This window comes from Desulfovibrio sp. OH1186_COT-070 (genome assembly GCF_003860215.1).
Taxonomy (GTDB): Bacteria; Desulfobacterota; Desulfovibrionia; order Desulfovibrionales; family Desulfovibrionaceae; genus Desulfovibrio.
Genome location: NZ_RQYH01000160.1, coordinates 1 through 480, shown reverse-complemented (window position 1 = coordinate 480; position 480 = coordinate 1). Strand labels below are relative to the sequence as shown.

Annotated in this window: 1 protein-coding gene; it reads right to left on the bottom strand. The window is 30.4% G+C overall.

What is annotated here, in order from left to right; translation table 11 throughout:
• Positions 1-30: 30 nt before the first annotated feature.
• The coding region (locus EII23_RS12350) for a recombinase family protein (protein ID WP_221620422.1) at positions 31-480 on the bottom strand (450 nt) is incomplete at its 5' end.

The window sequence follows — 480 nt, the reverse complement described above, 5'->3', positions numbered from 1 at the left end:
ATCATACTCTCATCCCCTTTAATATATTTTTTATTTTAATTTTAAATCATTTAGCACTCTATATACAGTTGCTCTACTTAACCCTGTTTGTTTTACTATATCAACTATTTTGTAACCTTCCCTATATAGTAACCCTACTGTATCAGCTTTATCATTTCTCTTGGAAGGCCTTCCTCCATTCCTTCCCCTAGCTTTTGCGCTTTTTAAACCTTCTTTAGTCCTTTGACTTATTAAGTCCCTTTCTAGCTGACTCAATCCACTCATAACAGTTAGTAAAAAACTATTATATGGATTATCACTTGATGTATCTAACCAAGTATCTTTAATACTTTTTATACTAGCTCCTCTAGTTTTTATTCTATCTATAATATTAAGTAAATCCTTTGTGCTTCTTGATACTCTAGTTAAATCAGTTATTATAACTATATCATCTTCCTGAAGCTCATCTATCATTTTGTCTAATTGCTCTCTATTAACCTT